Below are 26,861 nucleotides of genomic sequence, written 5' to 3' on the forward strand. Positions count from 1 at the left end.
CTGCCTGCACGCCGGATATACTGATTCGACCGGCCGCGCAGGGCGGCCAAGCCAGCGAAGAGTTTCATGCGCACACGCATCAAGATCTGTGGATTGACCCGGGAACAGGATATCGACGCCGCCGTCGCGGCGGGCGTCGATGCGATCGGCTTTGTGTTTTACCCCAAGAGCAAGCGTTGCCTGACGCCGACGCGCGCAGCCCAGTTGCGGCGCATGGTGCCCGCCTTTGTCGACGTGGTGGCCTTGTTCGTGAATGCGCAAGAGGCCGAGGTGCAGGCCGTGCTGGACCAGGTCAAGCCGGAGCTGCTGCAGTTCCATGGCGATGAAACGCCGCAGGACTGCGCGCACTACGGTCATCGTTTTTTGCGGGCATTCCGTGCCGGCGCGCCCGGCCTGGACACCGCGGAAAACCTGGCCTCCACATGCCGCGCCTATGGCGAAGCCGCGGGCTGGCTGTTCGACAGCTACAGCGCGGGCTACGGTGGCAGCGGTCATGGTTTCGACTACGCGTTGCTTGACGAAGTGAGGGCCGATCCGGTGTCTCGGCCCCTGATCCTGTCGGGCGGCTTGAACGCGGAAAACGTCGGGCAGGCCGTGGAATTGGTCAGGCCTTGGGCGGTCGATGTAAGTAGCGGCGTGGAGCTTGAGCAAGGAATTAAAAGTTCTGATAGAATCTCGTTCTTCGTTGCTGCGGCGCAAGCGGCAGACGCGAAGCTGAAGGGAAATTAGTAGTGCGGTGCAGGCGGTTTGAAGTAGTGGGGCAAGGCTGAAAAGCGGCGTCCAAGGTTCTCAGGAACTGGCACTTCAAAACGCGTTGCGCAGACAAGCTTGAAGGCATGCGAAAGTAAACCTCGCAAACGCCGCAAACTTCGAAGCGCAATAGATAATGCAAAAAATCTTGCCAGACGATTTGCATAGTTTAAAAAAGCACTATATAATTCTTCTTCTTTGCAGGCGGTTAGCTCAGCTGGTTAGAGCGCCACGTTGACATCGTGGAGGTCGTTGGTTCGATTCCAATACCGCCTACCAAATTCCTGCAAAGTGGTGCCAAGCACCGCCTCAAAAGCCGCGTAAGTCATTGACTTCGCGGCTTTTTGCTTTTCTGGCTGCAAAGTGGTGCCAAGTAGCGCCAAGAGATTTAAGGGTAGGAATGAGGGTAGGGCTGAACAGAATAAGGGTAGGCCCCCGAACCCTCACTTTTCCAACGGTTTTGCGCAGCTGTCGAGATAATCCGACCACCATTGCATGAGCTGCCGGCGCTCATCCAGATACTCAGCATGGTTATATGCTCGGCGGATTAAGTTGCGCTCCTTGTGCGCCAGTTGCCGCTCGATGACTTCGGGCCGCGCGCCGCTGCGCTCGTTCATGATTGTGGAAGCCAGGCCCCTGAAACCGTGGCCAGTCTGCTCGCCCTCGAAGCCCAGGATCTTGAGCGCTTTATTGATGGTTTCCGCGCTCATCGGTATCTTGGCCGGGTCGCGCAGGCCTGGAAACATCAGACGGTACCGCCCGGTGTACTTAAACAGCTCGTCAAGAAGCTCCTGCACTTGAGGCGACAGGGGGATGATGTGGTCGGTCCCATTTTCCTTGGTGACAAGCGTTCCCTTCATCCTGCCCGCCGGGATTCGCCACAGGGCGCCCGTCCTGTCCAGTTCTGTCCATTCCGCCCAGCGCAGCTCATTGGTGCGCGGGAACGTGTGCATCATGATCTGGATGGCAATGCGCGTTTCTGGCCGCCCGTGGTAATTCTTCACGCGCGCGATGAGTGTGCCCAGGCTGGCCTCGTCGACGTGCGGGAAGTGCTTGACCGGCGCGCGCGGATCCAGAAACCGCTTCAACCCCTGGGTGGGATCCGCCGGCGCACGGCCGGTGCCGACTGCGTACTGAAAGACCATGCTGGCGGCGCTGAGGAACCGCTCGGCCATGTCGGGCGCGCCGCGGGCTTCGATGCGCTTCGCGGCATCCAAGACGACCTTGCCGGGTATTGCGTCAACCGCATCGGCGCCGAAGTAGGGATAGGCGTCGTTCTTGAGCGTGTTCGAAATCCTGGTGTGGTATCCCGCGCTCCATGTAGGTAGCCTGAGCGCGAGCAGTTCGGCCGCCACCGCCTGGAACTGGCGCTCGGCGTCGGCCCGCTCGGCCTGCACTACCTCAAGGCGGTGTGCGACCGGATCCAGGCCCTGCGCCAGCAGCTCGTCGACGCGCGCGCGCTCGGCGCGGGCACGGGCCAACGGCACCGCAGGGTAGTCCCCGAAGGTGAGCATGCTTTCCTTGCCCGACTGCGGGCTGCGATAGCGCATACGCCACTTCTTGGCGCCGGAGCGCAACAGTTCCAGGAATAGGCCTCCACCGTCGAACAGCTTATTGCCTCCGGTCGCGCTGAACTTTGCCAGGCGGCACTTGGGATCTGTGAGAGGTACTACTTGACGTGCCATTGCATCCTCAATTCTTCGAAGCGGCCTGGTAGCCATCGGGATCTGCCAGCCAGGCCAGAATATCCGCACCGCGGTACGCGGAGCAGTTTGGCGACTGCGACACGGGGCGCGGCGCGCGGCCTTGCAGAATGCGGTGGCGCCAGGTCTCCCGCGAAAATGGCATGAGCGCCGCGAATTGCCCCCAGCGGTACAGGCCGTCAGGGTGTATCGCGGCCTGCGCCGTGGGCGCCGCGACCGGTGCTTGGTGTTGGGCTGCGTGTGCCATTACTGCTCCTTGTTGTCGGTGGCGGCCAGCGCCTTGGCGAGCGCCGGGTGGTCCGAATTGAACGAGCGGCACTGATGCTTGATGATGGCGCGGCGCAGGATCGCCACTTTCGCCTTTTCCGCCTCCAGCTCCTTCCTCAGCCGCTCGATTTCCTGGTTCCAGTTCTCAGCCATACACCGCGCCTCCGTCCTTGTTGTCGGGGTGGGCCCGGGCGCATAGGGCCTCGTACTGGTCTGCACCATATGCCTCATGCGCGTAGGTGGTCGGGAAGGCTCCGCGTGTGCCCTGGTCAACAATCACGTAGTGACAGGTGTATCCGGAGCTGGGAGCCGCAGGTATTCGCTTCGTCCAATAGTGCTTGGGCATGCCAACGGGCCAGTCGTAGCCATCGGCGCGTGCTTGCCGCATGAACTCGTGCGGGTCGTGGTGGCCTCGGGACATGAGGATATAGGTGTCCTCGCCCACGTTCTCGATCTTCAGTGGATAGGTCTTAGTTGGCATCATTCACCTCCTTCGTCTGAATACCGATCTCGGCGGCAGCAAGAACGATGGCACGGCGAGTAGGTTCTCCTGCTCCATTCTCACGAATTGGGACAGATTTTTGACCTCCTTTAGGGCCTTGAACGGCGACCATCCCGCGAAAGAACCCCACGTGTATTCGAAGTTCGCAGGCCAGCCGCAGCGCGTCGCCGTCGTCGGTGAGCGGGTTCCACGGGCGTTCGCTTACTCCACGCCGAGATATCCCGTCGCCGGTCAGAAGCTGCCTGTATTCGCCGTCGATGCCAGCCGCCTTCGCCGCCAGCTCCAGCAATTCGCGGTCACTCTGCATCGCGGCTCTCCTTCTGCGCGCCCGGTTGCGCGGACAGGGCGGCGCGTAGCTCGACGAGGCCGTGCAGAATGGCCGGCCAGTTGACTGGCCAGTCTTGGCCCGCCGGAGCGGCGTTCTCGATGGCGTCGATGGCGAGGTTCAGCGCGAGTTGCCAGCCTCGCGGGAGCGTTGGTACCGCCTCGCTGGCCTGGGGCGCGGCAAAGAGTGGTTCCCATTGCACGTCGAGCCGTTCCTCTTCGGGCCAGAGCGTGAACAGCCATCGTGCGCCGCTGTCCTGGTCAAACCAGGCCCGATACGCTACCGGCTGCGCCTCCCCGGCTACCGGGGCGCTTGCCAGGGCGGCGCGCAGGACGTTGACAGATTCGCAGGAACCGCGATCATCGCGATTGCAGCGGGCTATGAAGTCGTCCACCCAGTTCAACGCGTCCATGACTTCGGCTGAGGCTACAGGGGCGCGCAGCTTGGACAGCCACAAGCGCATGCGCTCTACGCTGACGATTACGGTGGGGCTGTCGCCGGCCACGTCGATGATGCCGCGCAACTCAGTCCCTACGAAATCAGGGTTGGCCGCCTGGGCGGCGGGGGTGTGGTCGGTCATGCTGCATCCTTTGCCGCTTCTGCGGCCACGCGCTCAAAGTGGAAAATGATCTGAGCGCCGGTTTCAACGGCCAGGCCGAAACGCAAGGCGTGGCGATAGGTGGGGTAGTTGTCGGTCAGCACCTTGCAGGTGCGCTGAAGCTTCACGCGCCAGGCTTCCAGGCTCATTGCGTGCTTGTCGATGTTGCAGGGTGGGCACGCCGGCATGTAGTTCTCAGGCACGTCTCGCTCCGGCCGCAGGGGTGCCCCGCTGACGAGCCTCCAGGACCGCTCCCCGCGAACCATCTTCAGGTCGCGCTGCACCGGCTCCAGGTGATCGACATGCCAGCGCTCGGGCAGAAGCTGGCCGCAGTACGCGCATTTGCCGTCGAACATGGCGAACACGCGGGCGCGCTCGGCTTTGCTGATCGCCATCACCCCTCCTGCTGCTGAGAGGCGCCCGCGATACGTCCATGCCGCTCGATGATCGTCCGCAGGTAGCGGGCGGCCATATCTCCGGATAACGCCTGCGCGGTGTAAATGTCGGCCAGGATCGGCACGTCCTTGGCCGCACGCCGGCACGACTCTGCGTACTTCGCCATTTCCTGGGCGGCGGCCTCCACGTGTACAACATCGATAAGCTGGATCGTCTTCATGCCCCGTCCCCTTTGCCCTGCTGGGCGGCAATGGCGGCGTCGATGCCTGCGTTGATTTCTTTGGCGAGGTCGCGCTCGTCTTGGTCAAGGTCGATTTCCCCATCCTCGGGGTCAACCAGGCGCGCGCCGCCGTAACCGGCCTCTACGAACATTTCGATGCTGTAGCCGAATGGCAGCTCGGCACATGCGCGTTCTATCGCTGCGCCAACTGCCGCACCCCGCGCATCGCCAGCAGCGGGAGCGGCAGGGCTCCGTGCGCCGGGCAGATAGCGCAACTCTTGCTCGTGCCCCTTCACGCCGCACACGACGTGGCCCCAGCTTGACCACTGGCCACCTGGTAGCCGATAGCGGGCCTGGTACGCGCCGTCATCATCCTGGCGCGTCCAGTCGAGATCACGCAGCACATGCTGGATCAGAGCATTGACGGCCATCGGGCTGCCGAACTCGGTATAGCTCTGCGCGTTTGTCCGGCCGCCAACGTGCGCAATGCGTTCGCCAAGCGTCATGCCGTAAGTCGCGCTTCGCTCGTCCTTCGCATCGTCCTGTGTGCTGGCCCGCGCCTCGGCCCGTCCATGATCAACCCCGGCGAACCAGCCTTCCTGGTGGTCTGCCGTGTTGCCCGTGCGCGCCAGGGTGTCGTCCTGGGTGGTGGCGGGAGGGGTGGGAGCGGCGGCGAGCATGGCGGCGTAGATTCGGCGGTTGCGAGTGTTCTGGCTCTCTATTCCACCATCGCGATCAATCGGATCATTCCATGTCGCATCGACCATCTTCGGCGTGGGCTCAATCGGTACCAGCTTCCAGCCGGCGGGGAGGGTGGTGGTCATGTCAGCTCCAAGGGGTTGGGGTACGATTTCCCTGCCAACAATGGGAGGGCGATATGTCGATCTACGTGATTTCCGCAGTCCGCAGAGATTCCATGTCCGATGAGGTTTCGCACGTGCGATGGGCCCAGGTGGATGCACAAGGAGGCGGTCTGATCGGTGCCGTCGTGGAAGCAGACGCAATAGACGTTGTTGATGAGATTCAAGCCGGCAATGAGGTCTTCACCTGGCATACCGTTGGCGGTACCGAAATCCGCGGGCGTGCCGTGCGTGTTGAGGCGCTGGGAAACGGCAATGAGGTCCTGCGGACCGACGAAGCTGATCAGCGCCATACCCTTGGTTTGGAAGATCTGCCGAAGTTCTGATTTCGTGTTCACGGCCGCGCCTCCATCTCAGCCAGGATCCGCGTCTGCTGCAGCAGGTCGGTAGCGTCGGCCTGGTCGAGGCCGGCGCCGATCCTGCGCAGGGTGGGGATCTCGGCGCGCAGGGCGGCCAGCAGCGGCATGTCGATGGGCATGCCCACCTCCAGCCGTTTGGCGAGCTGCCGCAGGGCCCCGGCCTTGAACGCGCGCCCGTGCCGCACGGCCCACATGTCGAAGAAGTCGGCCATGCCCGCGAGCGCCGGCGCGCTGGCGTACCATTCGCCGTCCGCGACACAGTGGAAGATCGGCACGCCGCGGTCATCGGTCGTCACCGTACCGTCACGGTCGATCTGGTCGATGAGCGATTCCAGCGGCGCCAGGGTCTGCTGGGTCTTGATCAGCATGGGCAGGCGGGCCGGACGCTCAGGCCGGCGCGTGGCGCGCACGCGGGCCTGCTGCTTTTCCAGCATGCGGCGCTGCTGGCGGTTCATGGCGGGGATCATGGTCGTTCTCGGAATAAGGAGGCCGGGCACCGGCAGCGGTGGGGATGGCTCAGGGAGGGGAAGCCCCGCCGCCGGGCCGGCCATTGATCGTTACGCCGTCTCCGGCTCCAGGCTCAGGCCCAGCGAACCTTGTTTCTCGGCCGCCGGCGTGATGCTGATCGTGATGTCGTTGCCCAGCACCTCGTAGAGCTTTTTCACCTGCTCGCCGCTCGGGTGGCACTTCACGCGGAAGGTAGTGATCACGCTGCCGCCTTCCATCAATTCCAGGGCGAAGCCGTCAACGTCGGCCGGGTCCAGCTCGATGTCGGAATCGCCGCCCAGGCCGAAGTCGATCACGACCTTGGCGCCCACCAGCTCATGCTTCAGGCGGATCTTCTCGATGAGGTCGCCGAACACGCGCACGGTCGGCTCGGGGTGCACGCCTTCGACACTGGCCTGGTCCGGGTTTTCCTCAGCCTTGTAGAGGGCATGGCGCAGGCGCGGGTGAAACTCGGACAGGCCGCCGTTGCCGGCCGTGTACTGGATCTTCAGATCAGCAGCGCCGGCCGGCTCTTCGCCGTGGCGCTCGGTGCGCACGTTGATGTGCGCCAGGGTTGCGGTTTGCTCGGTGATCGAGAACATGCGGGATTGCTCCTAGGGCTGGGGGAGGGATCAGGCGGCCTTACGGCGCAGGGTGTCGACCATCGCGCGCAGCTCGGCTTCGAACTGCAGCAGGGCGGTCAGCAGGGTCGTGATGTAGGCCTCGTCGCGCGGGATGCGCTGCACGTACAGGCGCCAGGGCTCGGCCATGCGCGGGTCGTAGCTGATGAAGTCCCACCACTGGCGGCCGGTGACCAGCATGTTTCCCTGCACCTGCGCCATGTGATCGGCCGGCATGCCTTCCAGCCAGGTTTGGATGTGGACGGCTTCGTCGTGGGGGCACTTCATCTCGACGCCGCCGTCGCTGCCCACCAGGCCGTCCGGCGATGCGCCGATGAAGTCGTATTGAGGGTGGACCAAGAACGGCGACGAAACGATGATTCCGCCGGTGGTGACCATATAGGCTTCGTTGGCAGCGTCTTCCAGATCCTTGCCCCAGGCCAGCGCCTTGCCGCCCAGTTCGTGCTGAGGCAGGCCGGCCAGCCGTTCAAACGCCTTCACGCGCATCAGCTTGGCACGCTCGGCCGTGGGCTTGCCGTCGCGCTTGGTCGCGATGACATCCTTGAACACTGACGCGGTCAGGTTGCCGGCGCGCGCCATGCGCCATTCCTCGGTGCGCTGTTCGGCGGGCGCGTTCATTCTTGGACGCCTTCGAACGGGTTGTCGTCGGTTGGCTGCGCATCAGGCGCGGCGTCCGGCTGGCTGGCCTGCGTGGGCTGCGCGTCTTCGGCCTTGGCCAGCGCTTCGATGCGGGTGATCTCGTTGCGACCCACTGCGGCGCGTCCATCCTTGCCCAGCGCCATCCAGGCGGCGGTCAAGTCGGCGGCGCGCTTATCGGCTGGGTCGTTGCTGCGCGCGATCATTTCCAGGTCACGGATGATCTGGTCGCGGTCGACGGTGGCGGCCGGCTGAGGCTTGGCGGCGTGCGCGAACTCAGCAGCGGTTTTCGGCGTGATATCGCGCTCGCGTGGCTGCGCGTCTACCAGTTCGTCGGACGTGTACACGCCCAGCAGCGCGCCTGGGGTATAGGCACGAGTCCAGTTCTTGACCTGCAAATAGCCCATCTGCTGGCGCGGGTTGGTCTTCCAGAGCGGGGAATTTTTCGTTGTGACGTCGGACACCTTCAGCCACTCGCCCCAGGTGATGTCCGTCTCGCCGGCGATGACCGCGCCGACGCGGCATTCCAACTCGCTGCCGTGGCCCTTGTACTCGTAGTGGAACCGGCCCGTGATGGCGCCCGACGACTGCACGACGGCATTGACCAACTGCGCCTCGTAGCCAAGCTGCCCGTTCACCAGGTGCGTCTTCTGCGCCACCACGAAGGGATTCATATTCCACTGCATCGCCTGCATGATCACTGCCATGCAGTCGGACGGGCTGCCCTGCAAGTGTTTCGGCACAGTCGCGCGGCCGGCAGCCATCATTTCGGCGGCGCGCATCATGCTGTCCATGTTGTCGGCGTGCAGCACCAGCCCGCTGGTGGTGGTGTTGGCCGCCGGCAGGTCCAGCGCGGTGGTGGGTTGTTGGTCGATCGTGGTGGTGTCAGACATTGCATTCTCCTGCCCGAGACTCGGCCGGGCGTGGTGGATGGGTTAGGCGTGAAATTCGGCGTCAACGATGCGCGCGGCTTCGGGGTTGAACTTGGTGAGCCAGCCGATCACGTCGCCCGGCAGCACGCCGTAGTGGGTGGACAGCACGGCAACGATGTGGGCGTCTCCCGGGCCGTTGGCCAGGAAATCGGCTTCTTCGCGGCGCGCCTGTTCGGCCAGGCGTTCGCGCTCGGCCGCTTCGGCTTCGGCACGCGCGGCGGCTTCCTTCTCCTGCTGGGCGCGGGCCTCGGCTTCGGCGCGCTCCTGCTCGGCGCGGCGCGCGGCGGCCTGCTGCTCTTCGAACTCGCGGCGCTGGCGGTCGATCTCTTCCTGCTGGGCGCGCAGGGCTGCGGCCGCCTCATCCTGCTGGCGCTTGAGCGCCGCGGCGGCCTCGGCATCCTTACGGGCCTGCTCGGCGCGCGCGGCTTCCTGGCGGGCGTTCTCGGCGTCTCGCTCGGCCTGCAGGCGGCGCTGCTGCTCTTCCAACTCGGCGCGCTCCTTGGCCAGGCGCTCGTCCTCGGCCTTGCGCGCGGCGGCAGCGGCCGCTTCTTGCTCCAGGCGCTGGCGCTCCAGCTCCGCCCGCTCGGCGGCCAGGCGTGCGGCTTCCTGTTCCTGCGCGAGCGCGGCGCCGTGCATTTGTTCCAGTTTGGCGACGGTGTCCGCCTGCATGGCCATGGCCTCGCCGGCGCGATGTTCGTACAGCTCGGTGGTGATGGGCAGCTCGGCAACGGCGGCCAACAGCGCGGCGATATCGGCGGCGCTCTTGCCCGCGGCCTGCACCGGGTACTGGCTGATGGCGTTGATCCGCGACTGGATGGCCTGCTGGCGCGCCAGTTCGGCCGCTTCCTTCGCCGCCTTGATTTCCGCCTTGCGCGCCTCTTCGGCCTTGATCTGCGCGTCGATCGGCTCTTCAACCGCCTTCACCTCGTCCTTGATCTTGGCCAGAATGGCGCGCATCTCGCGCTGCTTGGCCAGCATCGGCTTATTCCAGCCCTCATAGGCGGCATCGGCCGACGTGCGGATGCTGACGCAGCGCGAGCGCGCCGCGCGCGCCGCCTTGTCGCCAGCGGTGGTGGTGACGTCGAACTGCACGCCGGCCAGTTCCTGGCGCAGCTCGGCCAGACCCTTCTGCACTGCGTTGAATTCGATGATGGCGGCGGGCGCGTCCAGGATTTCGTCTGCAACTTCGGTCATGGTGGTGGTCTCTCAGGGTTGGCGTGCGGCCACGGCAGTCTTGCCGCAGCCTTCGCAGGCGGTGAGGGTGGATTCGTCGCGCTGCTGGCGCTCGCCGTAGCCGAAGACCAGGGCGGTAAGCACGGCGGCGACGATGAAAGCGGACAGGCGGGCGTCGCGGTCGCGCAGGAGGCCGCGGATCATGCGAGTTCCTCCAGGCGCTTGAGAGCGAGCGGCAGCGCTTCATCAGCAAACAGCTTGGCGTTCTTGGAGCTAGTGTTGCCATCGGCCAGCGCGGCGCAGAGCAGTTGCAGCCAGACGTGCTGCTGCACGTTCAGGCTTTCGGCCGGCGTCACCTTGGCGCCGCTTGTGGCCGCCAGGCGGGCGATGATTTCCGCGTTCATGCTCCGGCCGTTGGCCTTCGCGTCCTTGGCGATCTGGTCGCGCATGCCGTCCGGGAGCCGGAGCATGAATTTGTCGAGGCTTGCGGATGGGAATTCGCTCATTCGTCTCTCCAGCAGCGCGCCATCAAGGCGTCGCCGATCAGGGCAATCGTGTAAAGGGCGCACAGGCCCCAGATGGCGGCGGTCATTTGCGCACCGCCTCTTCGAAAGACACATCCAGCTGGCGATCCGGATCTTCGATCGCGTCAGCCAGCGTCTCGACGTAGTGCGCGCTGGCGCCGTCCATGAACTTGGTGAACAGCTCGCCGATGCGGCCGAAGGTGTCGCCCAGGGCATAGGCCTTGGCCACCGCCTCGAAGGCTTCGGTCAGCGCCGGATCGCCGATGCTGTCCTCGTAGACCGCGTGCGCGGCGGGCTGGCGGTTCTCGCCGGTACCGCAGTAGCGCACGACTTCCTGCATCCCATGGCGCAGCGCCATGCGGACATCCCAGGTCAGGTCCATGCGCAGTTCCTGCTCGGGCGTCAGGCGGATTTCAGGGCGGGCGTTCATGGCTCAGTTCCTCGCGGCCAATTCCGCCTCGCGCGCCATGCCCTGGTAGTGCTTCAGGATCTTGGCGTCCTCGGCGTACTTGTCGAACTCGGCGCGGAACGCCAGCTGCAGGCGGCCGCGGTTGACCGGGTCAGCCAGACACCACAGGTGCGCAAGCTGCTTGATGAACGTGCCGCCATAGGCCTGCATCGTGCTGATGGCCTGCTCGGCAGTGGTCGCGTCGAAGATGATGGACATGGATGTCTCCTTGCCCCGGCACCCGGGGCGGGGTGGTGAGGGGTTAGGCGCCGGCCTGTTCGATGACGGCCGGAACTCCCATGATCTGCTGCGCCCGTTTGATTTCGGCTTTGAGGGGAGTAAGAACACAGCCGTCCCGCCGCGCGACGGTGAGCCAGCCCTCGATCCCAGCTTGCGCCCATATGGCGTTCTTCCAAGCCGGCGTATCGATCTCCATGGCGGTGTGCTGCTGCTCCAAGCGATCAATATGCACAAGGGCTTGATCCATCTCGTCTTCGGTCGGTGTGTGCATTCCTGTTCTCCCTGTTGCTCACCGGGTGGTGAGTGCGTGGCTTCGACAACCAGGGATTCAGGGGAGGGCGCAGACCAGGTCTGCTATGCTCATCGCGCGGGGCTGGTACCCCCGTCGGCGGACTACCAAGCCGCTGAAGGTTCCCTGTGCGTACGAAGTCGTGAACCGACCACCCTTAAACACAGAGAGCTGACCGCGATCCCCCGAGGGGTGACCGGGTGGAAGGCCATCCTAGGTAGCCAACCACAAAAGCCAACTTTCACCAGTTGGTAGCGCGCTGCCAGCGATGACATGGAAACCGCCATGTTTGAACTGACAGTTAAGCTGACCCTCAGCTACAAGCAGCTGCGATCCTTGATCGCTTTGCTTTTGCTGCTGCTCAGCTAGCAGTCCCCCCGGCCCTCACGGGTCGGGGCCTCACTGGCGGGCGGTGTTAACGCACCGGCCCGTCTTCAATGAGCGCACATCCCTGCGCGCCCTCTCCTGAATCCCAAGTTGTCAAAGAACGTGCCCCGGTGCTCGATTGCTTGAGTGGTGAGGCGTTGGGAGAAATATAAGGCAAGCCTAATTATTAGACAATAGGCATGCCTAATTTAATTTGTAACACGCAAAGAAAAGCCGCCCGAAGGCGGCAGCAAGATGGAGGAGGGGGCTTTTCTAGAAGCCGTCCCTTGCACACATCGCGCGTGACAAGTCCACGTTGTCGATATCCGAAACAGAGGTATGGATGGGCTTGTTCCCGTTAAGCATGAGGAACCCGGCGAGCGGCCTAAACCCGGTGTAGCCACCGTAAGAATTCTTGGCGTTCACCTCGCCGCAGAACTTCACCACGCCATCAGCTTTCACCATGCGAAGGTTCCGAATCTTGACGCTGTCGGCGTCCTTCGCCGAAGCCTTAACTTCCGCCGTGACTGCTTTTAATACCGCCTGGGATGCCGCTGTTGGGGGCGCTGCGGTTACCGAGAAGGGTACGGCCCCGAGCGCAATTGTCGACGCCACCATCAGGTACAAAGCGGCTTTATTTTTCCGTGCCATATCCAGTCTCAAAACAGTTGATCAACGGTCGCAGGCCTCTTCACAAGCGATGCGCTCAGACCATATGAGGTTTAGGTGGCTGCCTTTAGGCTGCCCTTTCATTTGGGGAGCTTTTCGATTCTGCGTCGGACGCGTAGGCTTCCACCTGGCGCGCCACCCATTCTTCTATCCCAGCTCGCTGCGCTTCCGACAAGGTGTAGTACCGCTGCTTGGGTATCTTGGGGAAAGGCCAGTCAGAGTCTAGCTTGCGTTCCTTGGGCAAAACACCATCGGCTAACCACGCCTCGCTGACGTTCAATAGTTGGGCGACGCTAACAAGGTTCGCGCCCCTGATGTTCTTAGTTTTCCCGTTCAGCCAGTCCGCAACGGAAGGCGGCTTTATGCCTGCCGCGCGCGCGACCTGAACTTGCTTTATGCCAGCGTCGTCCATTGCCTCTCGGAGGCGTTCTGCAAGAGTGCTCATTCGGCAATCCTAATAGGAAGCCGGTTAGGTATGCCTTCGCAAAAAGTTAGGTATATCTTGACTATAAATAAGGCAAGCCTAATAATTGGGGTATGGACACCAAACACCCCGACTCCGAAATCATCGACGCGCTTGGTGGCACCGTAGCCGTCGCCCGCCTCTGCAAGGTGAAGCCGCCCTCGGTCTCCGACTGGCGCAAGGAAGGAATACCGCCGGCGCGCCGAATGTACCTGCAGGCGGTTCGTCCTGAGGCGTTCGCTCCCAGGCCCGAGCTGGCCGACCAGCAGGAGGCCGGCCATGCGTGACACCCCCACAGCCCAGGAGGGCGCGATGAGCGAAGCCATCAAATTTGGCGATATGCCGCATGAAATCCAGCGCGATGTGATCGCTGCTGCTACCCAGGCAGCGGCCAATGCGTTGCGCGACAGCGGCGAAGACGATTCAGTGAAGGCCGCCCGCCAGGTGGCAGAGGCGGCCGTGATCGCGTGGAACGTGGTGAACGGCGTTAGTCCTTCACCTTCTCCTGACGCTGCCTGTGGAATTCGTCGATGAAGCCCCAGGCCATTTCCGCCAAATCGCGGCCTCTGTTCGCGCTTGCGGCACCGGACCCAAACAGGCCGGGTTGCGTTTCCAAGATTTTGAATAGCGTATCGCGGGCGCTGGCAAATTCGTGCAGGTCCATGAGAACCCCTCCTGTGGGGAAAGTTGGTAGTGGTTGGTACCCACGCCCGGGGAATCCGGGCAACGCCGATCGTAGCCGCAGGATGGGGTTCTCGCCAGTTTCGGGCCGTCATGGCTCAGTGCACCGCCGCGCTGTCGCGCCCATCGATGGCCCACGCCATGCGGTCGCGCTCGGCGCGCAGCTCATCAAAGATGGCCAGCACCGCGGCTTCGCTCGGGTCCACGAAGGCCCGGCGGGCGATGTCCTGGGCGTTGATCAGCAGCTTTTCGGTCTCGGTCATGTCGTGTTTCGTCGCGTTGGAACAGAGCAAATTCTCTACGTCTTGACTCTGTTACCGACGCTGTTACTCCATGAAATTTCCCTATTAGGCGTACTCAAAAATGCAGCGAGAACAAGAGGTTAGCCTCGATTTCCTGCGCATCCGCCCGTCTGAACCCATGCTGTTCATAGACAAGGCGGAAATCGCGCGATGCGTGACCTACCGTCAGGCGGTGAGACTTGCCTGGGACATGCGCCAGCCGCGCGGCATGACGATGCGCACGCTGGCCGAACTGTGCGGCATGTACCCGCAGCACGTCAGCAGCTACCTCCATGAGGATCCGCTGTTGCCGAGCGGCGCGCCGCGGTTGAACCTGCCGGCCGAAAAGATCAACGCGTTTGAGGCTGCGGTGGGCAACTACGCGGTGAGCCAGTACCTCAACCACCTTGGGCGCCTGACGATCATGCAAGAAGTGATTGCCGCTCAGAGGGTCGCATGACGTATGACGAAGCCCTCAAGATCGCCCGGCGCGCCCGTGACGAAGCGATGCGGTTGCATGGCCAGGACTGGGCCAAGGTCTACGAAGAAATGCGGCTGCGTGAGCAGCGAGATCCCCAGCTGGAGCGCGCGATGAACATCGTCGGCCGCTTTGAACAGTTCTCGACGAGGCACTGACATGCAGCGCTATCCCTTGAACCAACGCACGCGCCCGCGCGCGCATCGCGACATTGACGCGGCGCCTGACGGCTATTACTTCGGTGCGCCTATGGAGCCGAGCGCTTCTGATGCGACCAAGCGCAAGATGTGGGCCATGCTTGGCGACGTTGCGCGCCAGCGGCAATGGCCCGTAAATGGCGTCATGCAGTGGCTGCCCAAGGAAGCTTGGAAGGACATCTTCACCGCAGCACTGGTCAAGGAGCAGCGGACGGCCAAGGGCTTGTACGGCGGCGACGTTTTGCTGGGCGAACGCACCAGCGGTATGAGCCAGCGGAAGATGGGCGACCTCATCGAACTGATGAATGCCTGGGGCGCAAACAACGACATTGTCTGGTCGGAGCCGATCGACATCCCGGGATGGGTGCGCTGATGCTGCGCCGCTCGCCTCTCACCCGCAAGACCCCGCTGCGCGCCACCGCATCCCGGCGGCCCACCCCCTTCGCCGCCGGCATCGAGCGGCAGGCAACCCTCCAGCGTGCCGCCATCAAGCGCCGCGCACCGAAGAAGCGCGCCGGCCACGAACCCAAGTACCTGGCCGCGTGCAAAGGGGAGTGCTGCTACCTGAACTTCCCCGGCTGCAAGAGCTACCAGGACGACCCCACGGTCGTACCGGCGCACCAGAACGAAGGGAAGGGCATGGGCCTGAAGGTCCACGACAAATTCACCGTTCCTGCCTGCCATTTTTGCCACGCGCTCTATGACCAGAGCGGGATCGACCGCGAAATCAAGCGCGCCACCTTTGACTGGGCATACACCCGGTGGGCGGCCGCGCGCGCCAGCAAGATGAATGAAGGAGCCGCCCATGGCTGCTGACTGGATCAAGATGCGCGTCGACCTCCCGACGCATCCGAAAGTTGTCCGCATTGCGTCCGCTTGTGAAGCGGACAGACTGCGCGTGATTGGCGGACTTTTGTCCGTTTGGGGTCTGTTTGATGCCCACTCGGTCGACGGAAAGCTGGAAGGTTACACGCCGAAGGTGATGGACGAGACCATCGGTTTTCCCGGATTTTCGGATGCCATGATCGCCGTCGGTTGGCTGGAATTTGACGGCTTCTCCCTATGGATGCCCCAGTTTGACGAGCACAACGGGCAGTCTGCGAAGAAGCGCGCGCAGGATGCGGACAGGAAGCGAAATGACCGAAATTCGTCCGCTTCCGAAGCGGACAAAAAGCGGACTAGAGAAGAGAAGAATAGAGAAGATAAAAAGAACCCCCCTAACCCCCCGGCGGGGGGAGAGGGCTGGGCGTTGCCCGACTGGGTTCCTGCCGAACCCTGGCGGCAGTTCGAGGAAATGCGGCGGAAGAAGAAAAAGCCCATGACCGACGGCGCCCGCAAGCTGGCCGTGAGCAAGCTGGACGCGCTGCGCGGTGCTGGCCACGACGTGGCGACGATGCTGGACCAGTCGATCCTGCACGCCTGGGACACGTTCTACGCACCGAAGGCGGACACTGCGCCGCAGGGCGTCCTGGGGAACGACCAGCCATGGACGGGGGCAGTGTGATCGGCCATCAATCCCTCTTCGACGCCCGCATGGCCGGGTTTCAACCTGCCGACGTGTGGGTGTCTTGCGTGCCGGAAGGTGTCGAGTACGGCAGCTTCACGCACCCCGATGCGCAGATCGGCCGGATGACGAACGGGCGCTGGGTTGGCCTGCCCGAGATCCACATCCACGACGGCGAGAACGCGGCGCTGCTGGACCTGCGTGTCGTCGCCGGCCTGACCGTCCACATCCTCGCGCCGAATCGCCGGCGCGCCCTGCAACTGATGCGCCAGGTGTCGGGCTGTTCGCCGGCCAAGGTCATCGTCTCCGGCCCGTGGGGCCTGATCGTCTGGCGGCCGGCGCAAGAAACCGAGGAGTACCCCGCATGAGCCAGATTCTCACCCCCAACGATTTCGACTTCCGGGCGTACATGGAGGAAACCGAGCCGCAGGCCAAGGTGCTGGCCGCCGAGGCGTGGCGCGACGATCTGGTCCGCTCGGTGGAGCATGGCGACCAGCTCACCGGCGCGAAGCTGCCGTGGTCCAAGACGCACGACCTGCTGCGCTTCCGCGCTGGAGAGGTGACCTTGTGGCAGGGCATCAACGGCCACGGCAAGTCCGAGCTGCTGGGCCAGGCCTGCATCGGCTTTGCCACCCAAGGCGAGCGCGTCTGCATCGCCTCGTTCGAAATGAAGCCGCAGTCCACCCTGAAGCGCATGCTGCGCCAGACCGCCATGAACGGGCGACCCAGCGTGCAGGCCGTCGACCGCCTCATCGACTGGTCGCGCGATCGCCTGTGGCTGTACGACCAGCAGGGGACGGTAACGCCGCCCATGCTCTACGCCGTCGCACGGTACTGCGCAGACCGCAAGAAGGTGCGCCACATGGTCATCGACAGCCTGATGAAGTGCGTCCGCGGCGAGGACGACCACAACGGCCAGAAGGACTTCGTGGACATGCTGTGCACGCTGGCGCGCGACCTCGGCATCCACGTGCACCTGGTGCACCACGCCAAGAAACAGGCCGACGAGGACCAGGTGCCGGGCAAGTTCGCCGCCAAGGGCTCGGGCGCCATCGTCGACCAGGTGGACCAGATGCTCACCGTCTGGCGCAACAAGCGCAAGGAGCGCATCGCCGAAGCCGAGCTGCGCAAGGACGGCGAGGTATCCGCCGACACCGCCGACCTGCCAGACGCGATGCTCATCTGCGACAAGAACCGCCACGGCGAGTGGGAAGGGCGCATCAACCTCTGGCGCCACGCCGACAGCCTGCAATTCACCAGCGACAAGCGTCGCCAACCCCTGGACATGATCGGAGCCTTGCCATGAACCTCACCCCCACCGAATCCTACGACCCCATGGCGGGAACGCTGGCGGCAAGAACAAGGATGCAATGCGCCGCTCGCGGTTGCGACGGCTGCATGGTGTGCGTGCCGGACCAGTACGCGCGCGCGGTAGAGGCACCTACATCCGGCCTCGGAAAAATTAACACGGACGCCGCTGACCCCTGGGCGCGGGGTGGTGCTGAAACGCCTCCCGATGCCTCGCCACGCCGCACCAATGCTGGATCTATGGTGGTGTCCACGGTGGGCCTGAACGTCAACATCTTGGCGTTGGACCTGGGCACGAAGACGGGCTTCGCATTGCGGCGCCGCGATGGCACATGCCGCCATGGCACCGAGGTATTCACGCCGCGCAAGTCGTGGTCCGAGGGCCAGAAGTGGGCGCGTTACCGCGCATGGTTGGCCGGCGTCATCCGCGACGAGCAGATCCACCGCGTGGTGTACGAGCAGGTCATCCGGCACGAGGTGAAGGGGCGGCCCGTTTGGGATGCCGCCCATGCCTACGGCGCATTCGAGGCCATCACGCACATGGTCTGCGACGGCTTCAACATCCGGGCGCACGGCGTCAACCTGTCCACCGTTAAGAAGAGCTTCACCGGCAGTGGCCGCGCCAAGAAGGAAGACATGGTGCTCCAGGCGAAGACTCGCGGCTTCAAGGTGGTGGACGACAACAACGCCGACGCCCTGGCAATCCTGCACTGGGCCGTGGCACAGGAGTTGCCATGATCATTTTTCGACGACGTGCGAAATTGCGCTATGAGGTGAGGAGCTTCTGCCTACGATCGGGAGAGATCTTTCCTAATGAGTTCTTGAACGACAGCGTCCGCTCCGCCCAGCTTCTGCACGTAAGCGTTGAGGTGGGAGCTCGCGGCCGCACACCCGATATTCCAAATGGTGTCATGCCGAAACCCTTGGACGAGCACGACAACTTGGCTCTTTGCGATGAGCAAGTGCTGCGCCAGTACTACGCTGTAATTCCGAATGGATTCGACCGGAAATGTGTTGATTGTGTTGAGACAATTTTGCAGGAACTGCTCCGCAGACATTTGGCCTTGCGGACCGAGTCCTCGCGTTTCTGCTGCGGAAGTGAGGGCAGACTGAGCGATCTGGATAGTGTTTCTGATGGATGCGGCGGCAATTGCGCCATCCTCCCGCGCTCTTCTCCGGGCGACGATGATGGGCACGAACGCGGCCAAGACCGCAGCCACGGCTGCAAGGGTGCTTCCGAGAGCGCCAGCCCAAGCGGCCAACACAGCATCCTGAGGGTTCTTGAATGGCCATTCCGGCCAACCGCGCAATGCGAGGCCGACCCCCAAAGCTACACCTCCAAGAGCAACAGCCTCCGGCAGCCAACGACAACAGTCCTTCATTTGACATCCTTTCCAAATGTTTCGGGCCTCAAGCTTATACCGGACGAGGCCTTTGACCAGATGCCCATGCTGGGAAGTACACCGAAGGAATTGAGTGAACGGAGCCCGCTGTGACTTGGACCCATCAATCCGAGCGCGGCGACCCTGCCAAGGTCCTGGAGCGCCGCCAAGAACCGCAGACCGCGCGCACATGCGCCGGCTGCACGCAGATCCTCCTGATCACCAACCCCTTCGGCGGCCGGCGCGTCCTGCGCTGCGCCCTGGGCGAGGAAATCGGCCAACGTTGTTCGAAGTACGAGGAGCGCACCGCGCCATGAAGACGCCGAAACTGCTGCTGGACCGGCTACCAGCCGACTTCCACCGCCGATTGGAGAACTGGGGCGAGGTGATGCGTGACCGGCGCCGCCAGGGTGTCTCCCCGACCTATGAGGTCTGCCGCGCTCTGGCTAAGAGGGCAGGGCAAGGGGCATGGGGAAGCGATGACCCGGACAAGGAATGGAACGAGGCCGACGCCGATCTGATCGAGCGTGCCTGGCGCTTGGGCGCGGCCTATCGCATGCACCCGAGGGCGCCGCTGCTCCTACGCGCCTACTACGTCGCGAGCCAGCCGCCGTTCCTCATCTGCCGGATGCAGGGAATTCGTGCGCGCGAATTTGACGACATTCTTGTGCGAGGTGTGGCCGATTTTCAGCATTTTGTTGCGCAAATGGAAAGCCGGATGCATAATTATGCCCAATCCGTGATGACTACCGTCTGACGACGAGACCAGATGCCCGAAGGCGGACGTCGCGCGTCCGGAAGAAACAAGCCCCGAGCCAATGGCCGGGGCTTTTTCGTTACTGCGTGGCGACGATCAGCTGCCAACGGATTTGTCCCTGTGCGGCCGTGTGTTGGTGTCGGTTTTGCGGGGGGAGCGGGTCCCCCTGATTGGCTGCAATTTCGGCGTGGCACCCGCGGCACTTGTAGATGCCGGAATGAGGCACAGGGTTGGCGGGTCCGAACGTTTGGCCGAAGGCGGCATGCGTTATCGCCGTCAGCTCGTTCGCGTTCTGGTAGTAGGCCATTTGGCTCTCCTCTTTGCGGTAGGAGCGGCCAGCGTAACGCACAGTTACTCGGCAGTAGCCGAGGGTTTTCCCGGTTCAAACCCCAGGACACCGCTCAGCCAGACGGGCGCCCGCGCGGGGGATCAAAGCGCGCGGGACTTTCTCCCCGGCCTCGTCGCCGGGTCTGGTAGACGAGAACCGCACACGCCCAGCTCGCCCCGTGGGCGGGTAAGTCGGATGGGCGCATCCTGAATCACAATCAACGCGGAATCGATGCCTGCGGCGTCGCTCCCAGAGGGACCGCGCCATGGCACGACCATCCAAGTACCAGCCCGGGTTCGCCGAGCAGGCCGCCAAGCTTTGCCGCTTGGGCGCCACCGACAAGGACCTGGCCGATTTCTTCCACGTGACCGAGCGGACGCTGAACACCTGGAAGAAGCAATACCCCGAGTTTCTTCAGGCCCTAAATGGGGGCAAAGCCATGGCGGACGCTGAGGTGGCCGACAGGCTCTACCAGCGCGCCCTGGGCTACACGCACGCCGAGGACGACATCCGGGTGTGCGACGGCGTGATCGTCACCACGCCCACCACCAGGCAATACCCGCCGGATACCACGGCCTGCATCTTCTGGCTGAAGAACCGGCGCCCGGATCTCTGGCGCGACAAGCCGGACCCGACCAACGACGACAACGCGCCGCCGCCGGTGAAGGTGGTGATCGAGGTCAAGGACGCGAGCGTCCCCGATGCCGAGCCTTAACCAGCCTCAGGCTCGGTTCCTGGCGCTGCCGCACAAGTTCCGCGCGTTCGTCGCGGGCTTCGGCAGCGGCAAGACCTGGGTCGGTGGCGCTGGCCTGTGCCGGCATGCCTGGGAGTTCCCGCGCGTCAACTCGGGATACTTCGCGCCGACCTATGGCCAGATCCGGGACATCTTTTACCCGACGATCGAGGAGGTGGCCCACGACTGGGGCCTGGCCGCCAAGATCAACGAGTCGAACAAGGAGGTGCACCTGTTCGCGGGCCGCAAGTACCGCGGCACGGTGATCTGCCGGTCCATGGAGAAGCCGGGCGACATCGTCGGCTTCAAGATCGGCAAGGGGCTGATCGACGAGCTGGACGTGATGAAGGCGGACAAGGCGGCGCTGGCCTGGCGCAAGATCATCGCCCGCCTGCGCCACACCGCGCCCGGCCTGACCAACGGCGTGGACGTGACCACAACGCCTGAGGGCTTCAAGTTCGTCTACCAGCAGTTCGTAAAGCAGGTCCGCGAGCGGCCCGAGCTGGCCGCCCTGTACGGCCTGGTGCAGGCCAGCACCTACGAGAACGGCAAGAACCTGCCGGAAGATTACATCCCGTCGCTGCGCGCGAGCTACCCGCCGCAGCTGATCGCGGCGTACCTGCGCGGCCAGTTCACCAACCTGACCAGCGGCAGCGTCTACGCGAACTTCGACCGGCGCCTGCATCACACAGACGCCGCCGAAGAGCCGCACGAAGAGCTGCACATCGGCATGGACTTCAACGTGCTGAACATGACGGCCACGGTCAACGTGATTCGGGCCGGCCTGCCGCTGACGGTGGGCGAGCTGACGAAGGTGCGCGACACGCCAGAAATGGCCCGCATGCTGAAGGAGCGGTTCAAGGACAAGGGCCACGGCGTCACGATCTACCCGGACGCCAGCGGCGGGAACACCAGCAGCAAGAACGCGAGCGAGTCGGACCTGAGCATTCTGCGCAAGGCGGGGTTCACCGTTCGGGTGAACAGCCGGAATCCGGCTGTGAAGGACCGCCTCAACGCCGTGAACGGGATGCTGCTCAACGACGAAGGCGCACGGCGCTGGCTGGTCAACACCGACCGGTGCCCGACGCTGACCGAGGCGCTGGAGCAGCAGGCCTACGACAAGAACGGGGAGCCGGACAAGTCCACCGGGCACGACCACCCGAACGACGCCCAGGGCTATTTCCTGGTGCACCGCTACCCGATCACGCCCACCGGCATGAGCCGTATCAAACTCACAGGAACCTGATCATGCCCGTCGACAGCAAGCACGCTCTCTGGACGGCCAACCGGCCGCGCTGGGAGCGCTGCCGCACCGCGCTGCAGGGCCAGGATGCCGTGCACGCGGCCGGCGAGAAGTACCTGCCCAAGCTGGCAGGGCAGGACGAGGCGGAATACGACGCCTACAAGGGCCGCGCGCTGTTCTACGGCGCCACGGCCCGCACCGAGGAAGCGCTGATCGGGATGGTATTCCGCAAGGAGCCCACCGTGACGCTGCCGGCAGCGTTGCAGCCCATGATCGAGGACGCCGACCTGGCCGGCACGCCGGTCGACACGTTCATCGAGAACGTGACCAAGGAAGTGATCGACGTCACTCGCGTGGGCGTGCTGGTGGATTACCCTGTCGCCAGCGGCGAGTTCATGACGGTCGGCCAGGCCCAGGCGGCAGGCATGCGCCCCTATCTGGCCACCTACAAGGCCGAGGCGATCATCAACTGGCGCACGGCCCGAGTGCGCGGTGTGAACCAGCTGGTGCTGGTGGTGCTGGCGGAGACCTACACCGAACAGAAGGACGAATTCACCGCCGAGGAAAAGACCCAGTATCGCGTGCTGGACCTGGTTGACGGCTACTACCGCGTGCGCATCTACCGCACCGACCTGAATACGCCAGCGTTCGACTACACGCCGCTGATGAACGGCAAGCGCCTGCCGTACATTCCCTTTGTACTGATCGGGCGCAACGGCGAGGCGATCGACCCCCAGAAGCCCGTGCTGCTGGACCTGGTCGACGTGAACTTGTCGCACTACCGCGGCACGGCCGACTACGAGCACGCGCTGCACTTCACGGCGCTGCCCACGGCGGTGGTGACCGGGCATGAGCTCCTTGCGGGCCAGTCGCTGAAGATCGGATCGTCAGAGGCCTGGGTGTTCTCGGAACCGGATTCCGACGCCAAGTACCTGGAGTTTTCCGGACAGGGCCTGGATAGCATCAAGGTCAGCCTGGAGCGCAAGGAGGGCATGATGGCCACCTTGGGCGCCCGTATCCTGGCGCCGGAGAAGCGCGACGCTGAGGCAGCCGAGACGGCCAAGATCCACCGGGCTGGCGAGAACAGCGTGCTGGGCGGCATCGCCTTGGGCGTGGGCCGGTCGCTGGCCAAGGCCTTCCGCTGGGCCGCCGAGTGGGCGGGCGCGGGCTCTGGCACGGTCGAAGTGAAGCTGAACAGCGAATTCTTCCCTGCCGGCCTGACGGCGCAGGACCTGACCGCCCTGGTGAGCGCGCTGCAGGCCGCGGCGATCAGCCCGGAGACGTTCTACGACAACATGCGCCGCGGCGGCATCATCGACGACGGCGTGACATTCGAGGAAGAACAGGCCCGTATCGAGGCCGCTGGCCCGGCGCTGGGTACGTTGGGAGGCCAGGATGGCCAGCCTGCAAACGGAGCTGTATGACGCGACCGTCCGGCACTCCATCGACCTGGTGCGCTACAGCAACGGGGTGGTGCGCCGGATCGTCGCACTGCTGAACCGGGTTGACGCCGACCTGGCCGACCAGGTGGCCCGCGCCATGGAGCGGCTGCCGGCCAGCGCGTTCACGGTGGCACGGCTGGAGGCGGTGCTAAAGGACGTCCGCACGCTGAACGCCGAGGCGTATCAGCAGGTGCGCGACGAGCTGGAGACGGACCTGCGCGACCTGGCGGGCTACGAGATCGGGTATCAGGGTCAGCTGTTCGAATCGCTGGGCATCGAGTTCACCACGCGCGGCGTCACCGCCGGGCAGGTGTACGCCGGCGCCATGGCCCAGCCGTTCCAGGGGCGTCTGCTGCGGGAATGGATGGCCGGCCTGGAGGCAGGGCGCGCCAGCCGCATCCGCGACGCGGTGCGCATGGGGTACTTGGAGGGGCAGACCATCCAGCAGGTGGTGCAGCGCGTGCGCGGCACCCGGACGAAAGGGTACGCGGACGGCCTGCTGGAGATCGATCGGCGCAACGCGGAGGCCGTGGTGCGCACCGCCATCAGCCACACGGCCGGGTTCGCGCGGGACCGCTGGTATGACGCCAACGACGACATCATCGGCGCGCTGGCCTGGGTCAGCACGCTGGACTCGCGCACCAGCCAGATGTGCCGGCTGCGTGACGGGCTGCGGTATGAGCCAGATTCCCACAAGCCCATCGGCCATACGGTGCCCTGGGGCGCCGGGCCCGGCCGGTTGCATTGGCAGTGCCGCAGCACCTCGGTGCCGATTCTCAAGGGGATGGAAGACGACCCGCTAATCGGCACCCGAGCGGCGAAGGATTACCGAGACAGCGCGCGCGGGAAGGGCGAGCAGGTGCGGGCGACAACGACCTATGCGGACTGGCTCCGCAGGCAGCCCGCTGCGATCCAGGACGATATCCTGGGCCCGACCCGCGGCGCGCTGTTCCGTAAGGGTGGTGTCGAGCTGGAGAGCTTCTACAACGACCGCGGCGTGTATCTGACGCTGGCCGAGCTGCGCCGCAAGGACGCCGCCGCGTTCGCCCAGGCCGGCGTAGAATAGCCCGCATGCCCCTGCACCTCGTCCCTGACGCCCCGAAGCCGGCGGAAACGGAGAAGGACCGGATTCGGAAACGGATCAAGGCCCTTCCGAAGCCGCAAGACATGATCCAATGCCCACGCTGCGGCGGGCGCGAGGTCATCGAGACCCGCATCGGCGTGTTCGAGACCGCCAGGGCGTGGAAGGGCGGCACCAAGGTGCTGTTGTGCGCGCTGTGCTTCATGCGCGGAGAACGGACAGTTTTGGCTTAAGCTTCGCCGTCCTTGTTACGACGCGCTTTAACTTTGGCCGGCAGCGTGTATAGGTAAGTCAGCAGCATTTCATTGAACAGCATAAGGTCTTGCGCTTCTTCCCTGGTCGGCACGTCTTCCTCATGTAGAGCTTCATTGCCGACCAGTCGAATTTCATGCGCCCAGTCTTTCATATCCTGAGTGATGAGATGAAGACTGGCGAGCTTGTCAATGCGCTTCTCGAGCTTCCATGCATCGACATCAGGACTGAACTGCTTCAAGGCAATTTCGAGGCTCCGTCGGAACATAGCAACTGCCGAGCTGTAGCGACCGTCATTCCATGACTGGCATCCCTCTTCGAACGCCTGTGCTGCGGCGCTGGGCACGCCTTCAGGGGCGGAACTGTCGGACCGGCTCGGATCGATCCGAAGTACGTCGATAAACTTATTGGTGAGGATGTTGCCCGCTACAGCAGCTGGCTTCATGCCTGAGCCATGGTTTTTGCTGTGAACCAGAATTCCGTCGCCACAGTTTCCGCACGTGGCCAGACTGATGAATTGCGACGGTACTTGTGGATGAGACACCTCGGCTTGGATCGTAAAAGTTGTGTGCCTGGCTGGGCAGTGAGGGCAATGCATGATCAAAGTGGCCATGTGACACCTATTAGTTAGTTATGTGCTTGTAACACACAGGTTACGAGTTTATGGAGCCCTGCTGGCCGAGCCAGTGGGGCTTTTGCTTTTGGGGCTGAGCCCTGCAACCGTCCAGAGGACAACACCATGCCGCTTGACCGTAATGACCCCGAAGTGAAGGCCCTATTGGAAGAGGTGGCTGCCGAAGCCACCGAGGCGTTGAGCGCCAAGAATAAGGAACTGCTCGCCGAGCTGCGCGCGGCGAAGGCGAAAGCCAAGGGTTCCGATGTCGACCCCGAAGAGCATGCCCGGCTCCAGACCCAGGTCGAGGAGCTGACCGGCAAGCTCGACAAGGTGACGAAGGACAGCGTCCGCCAGATCGAGAAGCTGACCAAGGACCTTACCGACAAGGACGGCACCCTGACGCAGCACCTGATCGATGGCGGCCTGTCCACCGCGCTGGCCAAGGCCGGCGTGGCGCCGCACTTCATGGACGCCGCCAAAGCGATGCTGCGTGGCCAGGCGTCCATCAAGGATGGCGCTGCGGTCATCGGCGACAAGCCGCTGGCCGACCATGTGACCGAGTGGGCCGGCACTGACCAGGGCAAGCACTTTGTCACCGCGCCCGCGAACAGCGGCGGCGGCGGCCAGGGTGGCAATGGTGGTGGCAAGACCTCGGGCAATTTGGGTGGCACGCGCGACGAGCGGGTGGCAGCCCTGAAGGCCCAATTCCCTGAACTTGCGGGCTGATCCCGCACCACGCAAAAGGAAACGACCATGTCTCTCTCGCAGATGCAGGTGTTCAACAAGTACTTCATGCCCGCGATCATCGAGACGCTGGGCCAGCAGATCCAGAAGTTCAACGCCGCTTCGCGCGGCGCGATCATGCTGACCACGGCAGGCTTCGAGGGCGACTTCCTCCAGGAATCGTTTTACCAGGCCATCCACGGCGCGCGCCGCCGCGTTGATCGCTACGCCGCCAACGGCACCGCCAACCCCACCGACCTGACCCAACTGAAGCACAGCTCGGTGAAGGTTGCCGGCGGCTTCGGCCCCATTCGCTACGAGCCGTCTCAGATGACGTGGTTGCAAAAGCCCACGGCGGAGGGCATCGAAGTGGCCTCGCGCAACTTCGCCGAGGCGCTGCTGCAGGACCAGCTCAACAGCGCTCTCGCCGCGCTGGTGGCCGCCGTCAGCAACCAGGCCGCCGTGACCAACGATGTGTCCGCCACGGCTGGCTTGAACTATTCGGCCCTGAACGATGCTCACGCCAAATTCGGCGACAGCTCCAGCCTGATCGTGGCGGACGTCATGACCGGCCAGCTCTACCACAAGCTGATTGGCCAAAACTTGGCCAACGTCCAGCAGTTGTTCCAGTACGGCGCAGTCACCGTGGTCGACATCCTGGGCAAGGCCGTGGTGGTGACCGATGCCCCCGCGCTGTACGCGACGGGCACGCCCAACCTGCAGAAGGTGCTGGGTCTGGTGGCCGGCGCCGCGACTGTTTCGGATGGTGGTGATCTGATTACCAACATCTCGACCGTGAACGGCAAGGAGCGCATCGAGACCACGTTCCAGGCCGACTACACCTTCGGCCTGGGCCTGAAGGGCTACACCTGGGACGAGGTCAACGGCGGCAAGTCGCCGTCCGACGCCGAGCTGGCCACGGGCACCAACTGGGACAAGGTGGCCACCGACATCAAGCACACCGCGGGCGTGATCGCCATCGGTGACGCTTCCAAGTAAGGAGCCATC

The 26,861-nt window shown here is 64.0% G+C and carries 46 protein-coding genes, 1 tRNA gene and 1 pseudogene; 23 read left to right on the forward strand and 25 right to left on the reverse strand.

What is annotated here, in order from left to right; translation table 11 throughout:
- Positions 1-60: 60 nt before the first annotated feature.
- Positions 61-729: pseudogene (locus IB268_RS26285) on the forward strand (phosphoribosylanthranilate isomerase); the annotation flags it as partial.
- Between the two features lie 223 nt (positions 730-952).
- A tRNA-Val gene (locus tag IB268_RS26290) sits at positions 953-1,029 on the forward strand.
- Between the two features lie 164 nt (positions 1,030-1,193).
- Here the strand turns inward: IB268_RS26290 and IB268_RS26295 are convergent.
- From IB268_RS26295 to IB268_RS26335, 9 genes are read right to left on the reverse strand one after another with little or no spacing between them, the layout of a single operon-like run.
- Positions 1,194-2,435: an integrase arm-type DNA-binding domain-containing protein gene (locus IB268_RS26295; protein ID WP_192355025.1), complete on the reverse strand. Its 1,242-nt coding sequence runs from the start codon at positions 2,433-2,435 to the stop codon at positions 1,194-1,196.
- A 7-nt stretch (positions 2,436-2,442) separates the two neighbouring features.
- Entirely contained in the window at positions 2,443-2,700 is a 258-nt protein-coding gene (locus IB268_RS26300; protein ID WP_192355026.1) for an AlpA family transcriptional regulator, read from the reverse strand.
- Positions 2,700-2,873, reverse strand: a complete 174-nt coding sequence (locus IB268_RS26305; RefSeq protein ID WP_192355027.1) for a hypothetical protein — start codon at positions 2,871-2,873, stop codon at positions 2,700-2,702. Before IB268_RS26305 ends, IB268_RS26300 begins: the two co-directional genes overlap by 1 nt.
- Positions 2,866-3,204 carry a hypothetical protein gene (locus IB268_RS26310; RefSeq protein ID WP_192355028.1) on the reverse strand — a complete coding sequence of 113 codons (339 nt, stop codon included), beginning with the start codon at positions 3,202-3,204 and terminating at the stop codon, positions 2,866-2,868. Before IB268_RS26310 ends, IB268_RS26305 begins: the two co-directional genes overlap by 8 nt.
- Positions 3,191-3,529 carry a hypothetical protein gene (locus IB268_RS26315; protein WP_192355029.1) on the reverse strand — a complete coding sequence of 113 codons (339 nt, stop codon included), beginning with the start codon at positions 3,527-3,529 and terminating at the stop codon, positions 3,191-3,193. The genes IB268_RS26310 and IB268_RS26315 overlap by 14 nt, the downstream gene beginning before the upstream one ends.
- The gene (locus IB268_RS26320; protein ID WP_192355030.1) at positions 3,519-4,127 is read right to left on the reverse strand and encodes a hypothetical protein; all 609 of its coding nucleotides are present in this window, start codon (positions 4,125-4,127) and stop codon (positions 3,519-3,521) included. The genes IB268_RS26315 and IB268_RS26320 overlap by 11 nt, the downstream gene beginning before the upstream one ends.
- The gene (locus IB268_RS26325) at positions 4,124-4,540 is read right to left on the reverse strand and encodes an HNH endonuclease (protein ID WP_225591498.1); all 417 of its coding nucleotides are present in this window, start codon (positions 4,538-4,540) and stop codon (positions 4,124-4,126) included. Before IB268_RS26325 ends, IB268_RS26320 begins: the two co-directional genes overlap by 4 nt.
- Positions 4,540-4,761: a hypothetical protein gene (locus tag IB268_RS26330; RefSeq protein WP_192355032.1), complete on the reverse strand. Its 222-nt coding sequence runs from the start codon at positions 4,759-4,761 to the stop codon at positions 4,540-4,542. The genes IB268_RS26325 and IB268_RS26330 overlap by 1 nt, the downstream gene beginning before the upstream one ends.
- Positions 4,758-5,585, reverse strand: a complete 828-nt coding sequence (locus IB268_RS26335) for a hypothetical protein (protein WP_192355033.1) — start codon at positions 5,583-5,585, stop codon at positions 4,758-4,760. The genes IB268_RS26330 and IB268_RS26335 overlap by 4 nt, the downstream gene beginning before the upstream one ends.
- A 53-nt stretch (positions 5,586-5,638) precedes the next feature.
- Between IB268_RS26335 and IB268_RS26340 the strand changes: the two genes are divergently transcribed.
- Positions 5,639-5,947: a hypothetical protein gene (locus IB268_RS26340; protein ID WP_192355034.1), complete on the forward strand. Its 309-nt coding sequence runs from the start codon at positions 5,639-5,641 to the stop codon at positions 5,945-5,947.
- An 8-nt stretch (positions 5,948-5,955) separates the two neighbouring features.
- Here IB268_RS26340 and IB268_RS26345 read toward each other — a convergent pair whose 3' ends face one another.
- From IB268_RS26345 to IB268_RS26400, 12 genes are all read right to left on the reverse strand, one after another.
- Positions 5,956-6,447 carry a hypothetical protein gene (locus tag IB268_RS26345; protein ID WP_192355035.1) on the reverse strand — a complete coding sequence of 164 codons (492 nt, stop codon included), beginning with the start codon at positions 6,445-6,447 and terminating at the stop codon, positions 5,956-5,958.
- Positions 6,448-6,537: 90 nt separating this feature from the next.
- Complete coding sequence (locus IB268_RS26350; RefSeq protein ID WP_192355036.1) at positions 6,538-7,068, reverse strand: hypothetical protein; 531 nt, start codon at positions 7,066-7,068, stop codon at positions 6,538-6,540.
- A 30-nt stretch (positions 7,069-7,098) separates the two neighbouring features.
- On the reverse strand, positions 7,099-7,725 hold the full coding sequence (locus tag IB268_RS26355; RefSeq protein WP_192355037.1) for a lambda exonuclease family protein: 627 nt from the start codon (positions 7,723-7,725) through the stop codon (positions 7,099-7,101).
- On the reverse strand, positions 7,722-8,636 hold the full coding sequence (locus IB268_RS26360; RefSeq protein WP_225591499.1) for a RecT family recombinase: 915 nt from the start codon (positions 8,634-8,636) through the stop codon (positions 7,722-7,724). Before IB268_RS26360 ends, IB268_RS26355 begins: the two co-directional genes overlap by 4 nt.
- 42 nt (positions 8,637-8,678) lie before the next feature.
- Positions 8,679-9,869, reverse strand: a complete 1,191-nt coding sequence (locus IB268_RS26365; RefSeq protein WP_192355038.1) for a hypothetical protein — start codon at positions 9,867-9,869, stop codon at positions 8,679-8,681.
- Between the two features lie 12 nt (positions 9,870-9,881).
- Positions 9,882-10,052, reverse strand: coding sequence for a hypothetical protein (locus tag IB268_RS26370; protein WP_192355039.1), 171 nt, complete (start codon positions 10,050-10,052; stop codon positions 9,882-9,884).
- Positions 10,049-10,354 (reverse strand): Arc family DNA-binding protein, encoded by a 306-nt coding sequence (locus tag IB268_RS31265; protein ID WP_304515489.1) that lies wholly within the window; start codon positions 10,352-10,354, stop codon positions 10,049-10,051. The genes IB268_RS26370 and IB268_RS31265 overlap by 4 nt, the downstream gene beginning before the upstream one ends.
- A gap of 82 nt (positions 10,355-10,436) precedes the next feature.
- Positions 10,437-10,802 (reverse strand): hypothetical protein, encoded by a 366-nt coding sequence (locus tag IB268_RS26380; protein WP_192355040.1) that lies wholly within the window; start codon positions 10,800-10,802, stop codon positions 10,437-10,439.
- Between the two features lie 3 nt (positions 10,803-10,805).
- Positions 10,806-11,039 (reverse strand): hypothetical protein, encoded by a 234-nt coding sequence (locus IB268_RS26385; protein ID WP_192355041.1) that lies wholly within the window; start codon positions 11,037-11,039, stop codon positions 10,806-10,808.
- A gap of 43 nt (positions 11,040-11,082) precedes the next feature.
- Positions 11,083-11,331 (reverse strand): hypothetical protein, encoded by a 249-nt coding sequence (locus IB268_RS26390; RefSeq protein WP_192355042.1) that lies wholly within the window; start codon positions 11,329-11,331, stop codon positions 11,083-11,085.
- 657 nt (positions 11,332-11,988) lie between these two features.
- Entirely contained in the window at positions 11,989-12,366 is a 378-nt protein-coding gene (locus tag IB268_RS26395; RefSeq protein WP_192355043.1) for a hypothetical protein, read from the reverse strand.
- Positions 12,367-12,451: 85 nt separating this feature from the next.
- On the reverse strand, positions 12,452-12,829 hold the full coding sequence (locus IB268_RS26400) for a helix-turn-helix transcriptional regulator (RefSeq protein ID WP_192355044.1): 378 nt from the start codon (positions 12,827-12,829) through the stop codon (positions 12,452-12,454).
- 92 nt (positions 12,830-12,921) lie between these two features.
- On the opposite strand from IB268_RS26400, the gene IB268_RS26405 reads away from it, so the two are divergent.
- Positions 12,922-13,134: a hypothetical protein gene (locus IB268_RS26405; RefSeq protein ID WP_192355045.1), complete on the forward strand. Its 213-nt coding sequence runs from the start codon at positions 12,922-12,924 to the stop codon at positions 13,132-13,134.
- Positions 13,127-13,381 carry a hypothetical protein gene (locus tag IB268_RS26410; RefSeq protein WP_225591500.1) on the forward strand — a complete coding sequence of 85 codons (255 nt, stop codon included), beginning with the start codon at positions 13,127-13,129 and terminating at the stop codon, positions 13,379-13,381. The genes IB268_RS26405 and IB268_RS26410 overlap by 8 nt, the downstream gene beginning before the upstream one ends.
- Here the strand turns inward: IB268_RS26410 and IB268_RS26415 are convergent.
- Both IB268_RS26415 and IB268_RS26420 read right to left on the reverse strand, forming a co-directional pair.
- A complete protein-coding gene (locus IB268_RS26415; protein ID WP_192355046.1) occupies positions 13,335-13,511 on the reverse strand; it encodes a hypothetical protein in 177 nt (58 codons plus the stop codon). The genes IB268_RS26410 and IB268_RS26415 overlap by 47 nt on opposite strands.
- 115 nt (positions 13,512-13,626) lie before the next feature.
- Entirely contained in the window at positions 13,627-13,791 is a 165-nt protein-coding gene (locus IB268_RS26420; protein ID WP_192355047.1) for a hypothetical protein, read from the reverse strand.
- Positions 13,792-13,891: 100 nt separating this feature from the next.
- Here IB268_RS26420 and IB268_RS26425 point away from each other — a divergent pair, with 100 nt between their 5' ends.
- The 11 genes from IB268_RS26425 to IB268_RS26475 are packed head-to-tail and all read left to right on the forward strand — an operon-like array spanning position 13,892 to position 19,435.
- Entirely contained in the window at positions 13,892-14,269 is a 378-nt protein-coding gene (locus tag IB268_RS26425; protein WP_054453424.1) for a hypothetical protein, read from the forward strand.
- Complete coding sequence (locus IB268_RS26430; RefSeq protein ID WP_192355048.1) at positions 14,266-14,445, forward strand: hypothetical protein; 180 nt, start codon at positions 14,266-14,268, stop codon at positions 14,443-14,445. Before IB268_RS26425 ends, IB268_RS26430 begins: the two co-directional genes overlap by 4 nt.
- A 1-nt stretch (position 14,446) precedes the next feature.
- On the forward strand, positions 14,447-14,857 hold the full coding sequence (locus IB268_RS26435; RefSeq protein ID WP_192355049.1) for a recombination protein NinB: 411 nt from the start codon (positions 14,447-14,449) through the stop codon (positions 14,855-14,857).
- Positions 14,845-15,300: a DUF1364 domain-containing protein gene (locus IB268_RS26440; protein WP_225591501.1), complete on the forward strand. Its 456-nt coding sequence runs from the start codon at positions 14,845-14,847 to the stop codon at positions 15,298-15,300. The genes IB268_RS26435 and IB268_RS26440 overlap by 13 nt, the downstream gene beginning before the upstream one ends.
- Positions 15,290-15,988, forward strand: coding sequence for a DNA replication domain protein (locus IB268_RS26445; RefSeq protein ID WP_192355050.1), 699 nt, complete (start codon positions 15,290-15,292; stop codon positions 15,986-15,988). Before IB268_RS26440 ends, IB268_RS26445 begins: the two co-directional genes overlap by 11 nt.
- Positions 15,970-16,356, forward strand: a complete 387-nt coding sequence (locus IB268_RS26450; RefSeq protein WP_225591502.1) for a hypothetical protein — start codon at positions 15,970-15,972, stop codon at positions 16,354-16,356. The genes IB268_RS26445 and IB268_RS26450 overlap by 19 nt, the downstream gene beginning before the upstream one ends.
- A complete protein-coding gene (locus IB268_RS26455; protein WP_192355051.1) occupies positions 16,353-17,294 on the forward strand; it encodes an AAA family ATPase in 942 nt (313 codons plus the stop codon). The genes IB268_RS26450 and IB268_RS26455 overlap by 4 nt, the downstream gene beginning before the upstream one ends.
- The gene (locus IB268_RS26460) at positions 17,291-18,034 is read left to right on the forward strand and encodes a hypothetical protein (RefSeq protein ID WP_192355052.1); all 744 of its coding nucleotides are present in this window, start codon (positions 17,291-17,293) and stop codon (positions 18,032-18,034) included. The genes IB268_RS26455 and IB268_RS26460 overlap by 4 nt, the downstream gene beginning before the upstream one ends.
- Complete coding sequence (locus IB268_RS26465) at positions 18,031-18,792, forward strand: hypothetical protein (protein WP_192355053.1); 762 nt, start codon at positions 18,031-18,033, stop codon at positions 18,790-18,792. The genes IB268_RS26460 and IB268_RS26465 overlap by 4 nt, the downstream gene beginning before the upstream one ends.
- Positions 18,789-18,995 (forward strand): hypothetical protein, encoded by a 207-nt coding sequence (locus tag IB268_RS26470; protein ID WP_192355054.1) that lies wholly within the window; start codon positions 18,789-18,791, stop codon positions 18,993-18,995. The genes IB268_RS26465 and IB268_RS26470 overlap by 4 nt, the downstream gene beginning before the upstream one ends.
- Entirely contained in the window at positions 18,992-19,435 is a 444-nt protein-coding gene (locus IB268_RS26475) for a hypothetical protein (protein ID WP_192355055.1), read from the forward strand. The genes IB268_RS26470 and IB268_RS26475 overlap by 4 nt, the downstream gene beginning before the upstream one ends.
- 79 nt (positions 19,436-19,514) lie before the next feature.
- Here IB268_RS26475 and IB268_RS26480 read toward each other — a convergent pair whose 3' ends face one another.
- Positions 19,515-19,742, reverse strand: coding sequence for a hypothetical protein (locus tag IB268_RS26480; protein WP_061071933.1), 228 nt, complete (start codon positions 19,740-19,742; stop codon positions 19,515-19,517).
- Positions 19,743-20,028: 286 nt separating this feature from the next.
- Between IB268_RS26480 and IB268_RS26485 the strand changes: the two genes are divergently transcribed.
- From IB268_RS26485 to IB268_RS26505, 5 genes are read left to right on the forward strand one after another with little or no spacing between them, the layout of a single operon-like run.
- Positions 20,029-20,478 (forward strand): helix-turn-helix domain-containing protein, encoded by a 450-nt coding sequence (locus tag IB268_RS26485; RefSeq protein ID WP_192355056.1) that lies wholly within the window; start codon positions 20,029-20,031, stop codon positions 20,476-20,478.
- The gene (locus IB268_RS26490) at positions 20,465-21,742 is read left to right on the forward strand and encodes a terminase large subunit (protein ID WP_192355057.1); all 1,278 of its coding nucleotides are present in this window, start codon (positions 20,465-20,467) and stop codon (positions 21,740-21,742) included. Before IB268_RS26485 ends, IB268_RS26490 begins: the two co-directional genes overlap by 14 nt.
- A gap of 2 nt (positions 21,743-21,744) precedes the next feature.
- Entirely contained in the window at positions 21,745-23,163 is a 1,419-nt protein-coding gene (locus IB268_RS26495; protein WP_192355058.1) for a DUF4055 domain-containing protein, read from the forward strand.
- Positions 23,135-24,247 carry a phage head morphogenesis protein gene (locus IB268_RS26500; RefSeq protein ID WP_225591503.1) on the forward strand — a complete coding sequence of 371 codons (1,113 nt, stop codon included), beginning with the start codon at positions 23,135-23,137 and terminating at the stop codon, positions 24,245-24,247. Before IB268_RS26495 ends, IB268_RS26500 begins: the two co-directional genes overlap by 29 nt.
- Positions 24,248-24,252: 5 nt before the next feature.
- Positions 24,253-24,495, forward strand: coding sequence for a hypothetical protein (locus IB268_RS26505; RefSeq protein WP_192355059.1), 243 nt, complete (start codon positions 24,253-24,255; stop codon positions 24,493-24,495).
- Here the strand turns inward: IB268_RS26505 and IB268_RS26510 are convergent.
- A complete protein-coding gene (locus IB268_RS26510; protein ID WP_192355060.1) occupies positions 24,492-24,959 on the reverse strand; it encodes a DUF4145 domain-containing protein in 468 nt (155 codons plus the stop codon). The genes IB268_RS26505 and IB268_RS26510 overlap by 4 nt on opposite strands.
- 294 nt (positions 24,960-25,253) lie before the next feature.
- Between IB268_RS26510 and IB268_RS26515 the strand changes: the two genes are divergently transcribed.
- Both IB268_RS26515 and IB268_RS26520 read left to right on the forward strand, forming a co-directional pair.
- Complete coding sequence (locus IB268_RS26515) at positions 25,254-25,856, forward strand: hypothetical protein (RefSeq protein ID WP_192355061.1); 603 nt, start codon at positions 25,254-25,256, stop codon at positions 25,854-25,856.
- A 27-nt stretch (positions 25,857-25,883) separates the two neighbouring features.
- On the forward strand, positions 25,884-26,852 hold the full coding sequence (locus tag IB268_RS26520; protein WP_192355062.1) for a major capsid protein: 969 nt from the start codon (positions 25,884-25,886) through the stop codon (positions 26,850-26,852).
- Positions 26,853-26,861 lie beyond the last annotated feature (9 nt).

Source organism: Achromobacter sp. ACM01, assembly GCF_014851745.1.
In the GTDB taxonomy this organism is placed as follows: domain Bacteria; phylum Pseudomonadota; class Gammaproteobacteria; order Burkholderiales; family Burkholderiaceae_B; genus Achromobacter; species Achromobacter aegrifaciens.